Source organism: Burkholderiales bacterium (assembly GCA_035560005.1).
Classification (GTDB): Bacteria; Pseudomonadota; Gammaproteobacteria; order Burkholderiales; family Eutrophovitaceae; genus DASRFY01.
Map to the genome: position 1 here is coordinate 1 of DATMAN010000084.1, position 7,835 is coordinate 7,835.

The following is a 7,835-nucleotide window of genomic DNA, read 5'->3' on the forward strand; positions in this document are numbered from 1 at the left end:
GCAGAGGCTGGAAGAGGCGCGCAAGGAGCTGGCCGAGCAGGAAGCGGTCAGGATGGGCGACGAACGCAACTATCAGCGCTATCTCGACCGCGTGCAGCCCTATCGCGAGCGGGTCGAGAACCATCAGCGCAACGTCGAAGCCCTGCAGCAGGAGTTGCGCAACCTGAGATAGGCGCGCGCGCCGCGGGGTGCGTATCGGGGGCGCGCGCGTGAAACCCCTGTCTTTCCCGGGCGTGGACGCCCTGTCCACCGCCGTGGTGCTGCTGGACGAAGAACACCGCGTGCGCTACCTCAACCCGGCAGCCGAAAACCTGTTCGCGATCAGCGCGAAGAACCTGGTAGGCACGACGCTGCACCGCGTGTTCAGCGATCCGGAGCCGGTATCCGCCGCGGTCCATTACGCCGCCGAGCGCAATTGCAGCTACACGCAGCACGAGGTCGCCGTGTCGGTGAACTCCAGCACACGACTGGAGCTTTCGTGCACGGTCACGCCGGTCGAGATCGAGGGCCTGTCCGGCTACCTGATCGAGTTCAGCGCGCTGAATCAGCAGCTCAGGATCGCCCGGGAAGAACGCCTGCTCGATCAGAGCGCTCGCAACCGCGAGCTGATCCGCAACCTGGCGCACGAGATCAAGAACCCGTTGGGCGCGCTGCGCGGCGCGGCACAGCTCCTCGACCGCGAACTGGACCGAATCGAGCTGCACGAGTACACCCAGGTCATCATGAAAGAGGCCGACCGGCTGCAGGCGCTGATGGACCGCCTGCTCGCGCCGCACCGCCTGCCGCAGATCGTGCAGTTCAACATCCACGAGGCGCTGGAACGGGTACGCAGCCTGTTGCTCGCCGAATTTCCCGACGGAATCGCGATCCGGCGCGACTACGACGTCAGCCTGCCACGCCTGAGCGCAGACCGCGAGCAGATCATCCAGGCACTGCTCAACATCGCGCGCAACGCCGCGCAGGCGATGCAGGGCCGAGGCGAAATCGTCTTGCGCACCCGTGTGGCACGCCGGGTCACGCTCGCCAGACGGCTCTACCGGCTGGCCATCGTCGTGCAGATCGCGGACAACGGTCCCGGCGTGCCGGAGGAGCTCAAGGACAAGATCTTCTTCCCGCTCGTTTCCGGCAGGGAAGGGGGCAGCGGCCTGGGGCTGACGCTGGCGCAGACGTTCATCAGCCAGCATCACGGAACCATCGAAGTCGACAGCCGGCCGGGCTGCACCTGCTTCACGGTGCTGCTGCCGGTCCAGGAGCAAGGATGAAGGATTGCCTATGAAGCCCGTCTGGATCATCGACGACGACCGCTCGATTCGCTGGGTGTTCGAGAAGGCACTCACGCGCGAGGGCATCCCGTTCAAGCTGTTCTCGTCCGCCCAGGAATCGCTGGCCTCCCTGGAATCTTCGGCGCCGCAAGTGGTGGTGAGCGACATCCGCATGCCGGGCGCATCGGGCCTCGACCTGCTGCAGAAGATCAAGGAGCGCTACCCCAGTGTGCCGGTCATCATCATGACCGCCTATTCCGACCTGGAAAGCGCGGTGGCGGCGTTCCAGGGTGGCGCCTTCGAGTATCTGCCCAAGCCCTTCGACGTGGACCATGCAATCGACCTGATCCGCCGCGCCACCGACGAGAGCCTTCGACAGGACGAAGCCGCCGAGCTGCCCCAGGAGTCTCCCGAGATTCTCGGCCAGGCGACGGCCATGCAGGAGGTGTTCCGCGCGATCGGACGGCTGACCCAGTCTCAGGCCACGGTCCTGATCACCGGCGAATCCGGAACCGGCAAGGAACTCGTGGCGCGCGCGCTGCACCGTCACAGCCCGCGCGCGGTCAGGCCGTTCATCGCCATCAATACGGCGGCGATCCCCAAGGACCTGCTCGAGTCGGAGCTGTTCGGCCACGAGCGCGGCGCGTTCACCGGCGCGCAGACCATGCGCCGCGGCCGCTTCGAGCAGGCCGAGGGCGGCACATTGTTTCTCGACGAGATCGGTGACATGCCCGCCGACCTGCAGACGCGCTTGCTACGCGTGCTGTCCGACGGGCATTTCTACCGCGTCGGCGGACACCAGCCGATCAAGGCCAACGTGCGCATCATCACTGCCACCCACCAGGACCTGGAGGCGAGGGTCAAGCAGGGACTGTTTCGAGAGGACCTGTTCCATCGCCTGAACGTGATCCGCCTGCGCCTGCCGCCGCTGCGCGAGCGTCGCGAGGACATTCCGCTGCTCGCCAGGCACTTCCTGCAAAAGAGCGCGCGCGACCTGGGCGTGGAAGCCAAGCGGCTGACCGACCATGCGATAAAGTACCTGGTGTCCCTCGACTGGCCGGGCAACGTGCGCCAGCTCGAGAACGTCTGTCACTGGGTGACCGTCATGGCGCCGGGGACCAGCGTGGATGTGAAGGATCTGCCGCCCGAGCTGCGCGAGGAGCAGAAGGCGCCCGCTGCGCAATCCTGGATCGCGGCGCTCGAACGGGAGGCGGAACAACTGCTCAAGCGCGGGGAGAGTTCGATCCTGGACGACCTCACCCGCAAGTTCGAGAAGGCGCTGATCCTGCGCGCGCTGGCGCACACCGGCGGACGGCGCATCGAAGCCTCTCAACTGCTCGGCATGGGGCGCAATACGCTCACCCGCAAGATCCACGAACTGGGACTGGACGACGAATCGCAGCAGGAGAAAACCTAGAGCGAAACCCGAAGGCACGAAGAAAAACGACAAGAACGTGGAAGTTCTCGGCGGTACTTGTCCGACGGCGACTCACGGGGCCAGGGTGAGCCGATTTCCCCCGCTGCATGGTGCCGCCGCTCGCGAACGGCGAAGCTCTTTTTGATTCGTGTATTTGTCTTTCTTCGTGCCTTCGTGCCTTCGTCTTTCGCTCTTGAATCGATTCAGAGTTCGACGATGACGGGGGCGTGGTCGGAGGGGCGCTCCAGCGCGCGCAGCGCCTTGTCCACGCGCACCGATTTGCAGCGGGCGGCAAGCGCCTCGGACAGCAGAACGTGATCGATGCGCAGGCCCATGTCGCGGCGGAACGCGTTCATCCGGTAATCCCACCAGGTATAGAGCCGGGCGCTGCCGTCGACCACGCGCAGCGCGTCCTTCAGTCCGACAGCGAGCAGCCGCCGGAACGCCGCGCGCTCGGGTTGGCTGAACAGCACCCGACCCTCCCACAATCCGGGGTCGTGGACGTCGATCTCCTCGGGAGCGATGTTGAAGTCGCCCAGCACCGCCAGCCGCGGATGGCGCGCCAGCGCGGATTCCAGCCACGCCGCGAACGCCTCCAGCCATTCCAGCTTGTAGCGATACTTGTCCGAATCCACGCTCTGCCCGTTGGGCACGTACGCGCACACCACCCGCACCTGGCCGCAGGTGGCCGAAATCACGCGCTGCTGTGGATCCGGATAGCCGGAAATCCCGCGCGCCACGTCCGCGAGCGGCGTCCGGGAAAGTATGGCGACCCCGTTGTAGGTCCTCTGGCCCGCGCACACCGCCGCGTAACCCGCCGAGCGCAGCGGCTCGTGCGGAAACTTCTCGTCCTCCAGCTTGGTTTCCTGCAGGCAGACGACGTCGGGCTGCTCGCGCCCCAGCCAGTCGAGAAGCTGAGACAGCCGGACGTTGAGCGAATTGACGTTCCAGGTGGCGAGTTTCAACCCTCTTCTTCGTCTTCCGTGGCCTGCCCGGGCGCTTCTGGCGCCGCAGGCGCCGCGGGCTGCGCAGCGGCGGCCGGTTTCGGCGGCTGCGGCTTGTTGGGGGTGATCTTGACCAGGGCGGATTTCGGATAGCCGGCGGCATCGAGCGCGCTGTTCCACTGCCCGGCCTCGAACCCCCGCAGCGTCTGCCGGCCAACGCGCAGCACCGGCACCTCCACGCTCCCGCCGGTGAGTTGCTTCAATTGCTCCTGCGTGGCCGGATCGGTGGCGTCGAGCTCCGTGTGCGGCACGCCGCGTTTGGCGAGGAGCTGGCGCGCCTGGGTGCAGGCCTGCCCGCACTCCGAGACGAACAGCGTCACCGGATGATTCCTGACCGCCTGCTGCAATTCGTAGGGCAGCGCGCCCGCGGTTGCCGGCTTGCCTGGCACGCGCTTTTTTTCGATCTTGCGCGCCGAAGGCGGCGGCGGGCTGTCGCTGTAGTGCACCCTGCCCTGGTCGTCCACCCAGCGATACAGCTCGGCCTGCGCGCCCGGCGCCAGCAAGAGTGCCGTTGCCAAAGTCACTGCCCATTGCCTGTTCATCGCCCTTCCTTTCTGCCGCCTCAGGCGGCCTCCAGCATCCCGCTGTAGCGCAGCAGCGCATCGATCCTCGGCTCGCGCCCGCGGAACGCGACGAAAGACTCCAGCGCCGGCCGGCTGCCGCCCCGGGCGAGGATCTCCTCGCGGAAGCGCCGGCCGATCTCGGTGCTCAACACGCCCGCCTCTTCGAACAGGCTGTAGGCGTCCGCCGAGAGCACCTCCGCCCACTTGTAGCTGTAGTAACCCGCGGCATATCCGCCTCCGAAGATGTGCGAGAAACTCATCGGAAAGCGGTTGTACGGCGGCGGAAACACCACGGCGACCTCGGCGCGTATGCGCTCGAGCAGATCGAGCGGCGACTGCGCGCCGTCCGGATCGAAGTCATAGTGCAGATGCATGTCGAACAGCGCGAACTCGAGCTGCCTGACCATCTGCATCCCGCTCTGGAAGTTCCTCGCCGCGCGCATTCTGTCGAAAAGCGCACGCGGGATCGGCGCACCGCTGTCGACGTGCCGCGTCATGCCGCTCACGACCGCCCACTCCCAGCAGAAGTTCTCCATGAACTGGCTGGGCAGCTCGACCGCGTCCCATTCCACGCCGTTGATTCCCGACACGCCCAGCTCGTCCACCCGGGTCAGCAGATGGTGCAGGCCGTGGCCGAATTCATGGAACAGGGTGATCACCTCGTCGTGGGTGAGCAGCGCGGGCTTGCCGCCCACCGGGCGCGAGAAGTTGCAGTTCAGGTACGCCACCGGTGCCTGAACGCGATCGCCCTTGCGGCGGCGGGTGATCGCGTCGTCCATCCAGGCACCGCCGCGCTTCGACGGCCGCGCGTAGAGGTCGACGTAGAACTGCCCGACCAGAGTGCCGTCCTGGTCGCGGATCGAAAAGAAGCGCACGTCTTCGTGCCAGCGCGGGGCATCATCGGGCGTGATCGCGATCCCGTACAGCGTCTCCACCACCCGGAACATTCCGGCCAGCACGGCGTCCTCGGGAAAATACTGTTTGACTTCGAGATCGGAGAACGCGTAGCGCTCCTGCCTCAGCCGCTCCGATGCGAACGCGATGTCCCAGGCCTGGAGATCGGCCAGGCCCAGGGCGCGCGCGGCGAAAGCGCGCAGTGCCTCCAGATCGCGCTGCGCGAACGGTTTGGCCCGCGCCGCCAGTTCGCGCAGGAAGGACAGCACCTGCTCGGGCGATCCGGCCATCTTGGGCTCCAGCGAGACTTCGGCATAGTTGCGGTAGCCGAGCAGCCGCGCCTGTTCGCGCCGCAGCCGCAGGATCTCCAGAACGATCGGCGCATTGTCCAGCTCCGGTTTGCCGAACTCGGAGGCGCGCGTCGAATAGGCACGATACATCTGGCTGCGCAACTCCCGGTCCTGCGCATGCTGCATGACCGGCAGGTAGCACGGCGCGTGCAGCGTGAGCTTCCATCCCGGCTTGCCGGCCTGCGCGGCGGCCTGGCGCGCGGTTTCCAGCACGTCGCCGGGAATGCCGGCGAGCCGTGCCTCGTCCTCCACGAAAAGCTCGAACTGATTGGTGGCATCGAGCACGTTGTCGTTGAAGCGCGAGGCGAGCTGCGCCAGGTGCTGCGCATTCTTCTTGAACCGGGCTTTGTCTTCGGGCGCGAGCTCCGCACCGCCCAGTCGGAAGTCCCGCAGTTCGTTCTCGACGACTTTGCGCTGCGCCGGCGTCAGTCGCGGAAACGCGGCCGATTCCTTCAGACTCCGGTACCGCTGGTAGAGCCGCTCGTTCTGCGCAAGCTCGGCATAGAACTGCGTGATGCGCGGCAGATTGGCGTTGTAGGTCTCGCGCAGCGGCGGCGTGTTCATGACCGCGTTCAGATGCGCGACCTGTCCCCAGGCCCGCCGCAGCCGCTCGATACTGTCGTCCAGCGGGATGACCAGATTGTTCCAGGTCGGCTCCTCCGCCTGGCGGGTCACGGCGTCCACCACCGCGCGCGCCTCCGCAAGCAACTGATCGACGGCGGGGGTGACGTATTCCGGCTTGAAATCCGCGAAGCGCGGCAGGCCGGAAAAATCAAGCAGCGGGTTCATTGGCGCCAAGAACAGACATCCCGAACCGACATGTGCTGGAGCATCGCTTATCCACGCTCGAGTTCGAACGCCACATTGCCGTCCACGAGCGTATAGCGAACGCGGCCGGGAATCTCCAGACCGGCGAACGGCGTGTTGCGGCCCTGGCTGCGCAACCGGGCCGGTTCCACGCGCCACAAGGCCTCGGCGTCGAAGATGCACAAATCCGCTGCCGCGCCGACCTCGAGCCGCCCGGCCTTCACGCCCATGATCTGCGCGGCCTCGAGCGTGACGCGGCGCAGGGCGTGGGCCAGCGGCTGGCGCATCTCGTGCGCCCACTTCAGTGTCAGCGACAGCAGCAGCTCGACGCCGGTCGCGCCCGGCTCGGATTCCCCGAACGGCAACTGCTTGGCGTCGTCGTCGACCGGAGTGTGATCCGAGCACACGGCGTCGATGGTGCCGTCGGCCAGGCCCTGGCGCAGGGCTTGCCGATCGCGCTGGCTGCGCAGCGGAGGCACCAGGTGGCAGTTGGAATCGAAATAACCGATGTCCATCTCCGACAAATGAAGGTGATTCATCGAAACGTCGCAGGTCACCGGCAGGCGCATGGCTTTGGCCTGCCGCACCATCTCCACGCCATCGGCGCTGGAGATCCGGCACAGATGGACCCGTGCGCCGGTCTCCCGGACCAGCAACAGGATGGTGGACAGCGCGACGCTTTCGGCGCTGACCGGAATCGGCGGCAAGCCAAGCCGGGTGGAGACCTGCCCGTCGTGCGCCACGCCGCCCTGCGACAGATGCGGATCCTGAGGGCGCAGCCAGACCGCGTAGCCGAACGTCGCCGCGTACTGCAACGCGTGCAGCAGGACCTGGGTGTCGGCCAGCGGGGCATCGGCCTGCGAGAAGGCTACGCAGCCCGCTTCCGTCAACTGCACCATCTCGGTCAGCCGCTGCCCTTTGAGGCCCTGGGTCAGCGCTCCCACGGGATGCACGCGCACGCGGTTGAGCGTGCGGGCGCGGTACTTGAGCATCTCCACGAGGCCCGGTTCGTCCAGCGGCGGATCGGTATCCGGCGGGCAGGCCAGGCTGGTCACACCTCCGGCCAGAGCGGCGGCCAACTCGCTCTCCAGCGTGGCCTTGTATTCGTAGCCGGGCTCGCGCAGGCGTACCGACAAGTCCACGACGCCGGGGCAGACCACGAGGCGCCGGGCGTCGATGACGCGATCGGCGGAGAAACCCGGCGGCGCGGCGCCGATCGCCACGATCCGGCCTTCGGCGACGAAGAGATCCTGCTGCCGGTCGCCGCCGCTCGCCGGATCGATCACCCTGCCGCCCTTTATGTGTATTCTCATCTGGATCAAGCGCTCACCGCAGAACACGCCGGAGACGCGGTGTAACTTTCTCGTGCGTCAACTGCCGCCGGCCAGGATCGACATGACCGCCATGCGCACCGCGATGCCGAACGTGACCTGGGGAAGGATCACCGACTGGCCGCCGTCCGCCACGCTGGAATCGATCTCCACGCCGCGGTTCATCGGCCCGGGGTGCATCACGATCGCGTCCGCGGCCGCCAGCGA

The 7,835-nt window shown here is 66.8% G+C and carries 7 protein-coding genes; 2 read left to right on the forward strand and 5 right to left on the reverse strand.

Annotated features, from left to right (window positions below; translation table 11 throughout):
* The first annotated feature begins 209 nt into the window (after positions 1-209).
* Positions 210-1,262 carry a nitrogen regulation protein NR(II) gene (gene glnL, locus VNM24_12365; protein HWQ39378.1) on the forward strand — a complete coding sequence of 351 codons (1,053 nt, stop codon included), beginning with the start codon at positions 210-212 and terminating at the stop codon, positions 1,260-1,262.
* A gap of 10 nt (positions 1,263-1,272) precedes the next feature.
* Positions 1,273-2,679 carry a nitrogen regulation protein NR(I) gene (gene ntrC, locus VNM24_12370; protein ID HWQ39379.1) on the forward strand — a complete coding sequence of 469 codons (1,407 nt, stop codon included), beginning with the start codon at positions 1,273-1,275 and terminating at the stop codon, positions 2,677-2,679.
* Between the two features lie 203 nt (positions 2,680-2,882).
* Here the strand turns inward: ntrC and xth are convergent, their stop codons facing one another.
* From xth to pyrB, 5 genes are all read right to left on the reverse strand, one after another.
* A complete protein-coding gene (gene xth / locus VNM24_12375; protein HWQ39380.1) occupies positions 2,883-3,644 on the reverse strand; it encodes an exodeoxyribonuclease III in 762 nt (253 codons plus the stop codon).
* Complete coding sequence (locus tag VNM24_12380; GenBank protein ID HWQ39381.1) at positions 3,641-4,225, reverse strand: glutaredoxin family protein; 585 nt, start codon at positions 4,223-4,225, stop codon at positions 3,641-3,643. The genes xth and VNM24_12380 overlap by 4 nt, the downstream gene beginning before the upstream one ends.
* 20 nt (positions 4,226-4,245) lie before the next feature.
* Positions 4,246-6,279: a M3 family metallopeptidase gene (locus VNM24_12385; GenBank protein HWQ39382.1), complete on the reverse strand. Its 2,034-nt coding sequence runs from the start codon at positions 6,277-6,279 to the stop codon at positions 4,246-4,248.
* Positions 6,280-6,326: 47 nt separating this feature from the next.
* Positions 6,327-7,610: a dihydroorotase gene (locus tag VNM24_12390; protein HWQ39383.1), complete on the reverse strand. Its 1,284-nt coding sequence runs from the start codon at positions 7,608-7,610 to the stop codon at positions 6,327-6,329.
* Positions 7,611-7,667: 57 nt separating this feature from the next.
* On the reverse strand, positions 7,668-7,835 hold a 168-nt coding region (gene pyrB / locus VNM24_12395), incomplete at its 5' end, for an aspartate carbamoyltransferase catalytic subunit (protein ID HWQ39384.1).

What these genes read in the sequence shown, in the direction of transcription:
- ntrC (HWQ39379.1), top strand. Translation starts at nt 1,273, where the DNA reads ATGAAGCCCGTCTGGATCATCGACGACGACCGCTCGATTCGCTGGGTG.
- VNM24_12385 (HWQ39382.1), bottom strand. Translation starts at nt 6,279, where the DNA reads ATGAACCCGCTGCTTGATTTTTCCGGCCTGCCGCGCTTCGCGGATTTC.
- VNM24_12390 (HWQ39383.1), bottom strand. Translation starts at nt 7,610, where the DNA reads ATGAGAATACACATAAAGGGCGGCAGGGTGATCGATCCGGCGAGCGGC.
- VNM24_12380 (HWQ39381.1), bottom strand. Translation starts at nt 4,225, where the DNA reads ATGAACAGGCAATGGGCAGTGACTTTGGCAACGGCACTCTTGCTGGCG.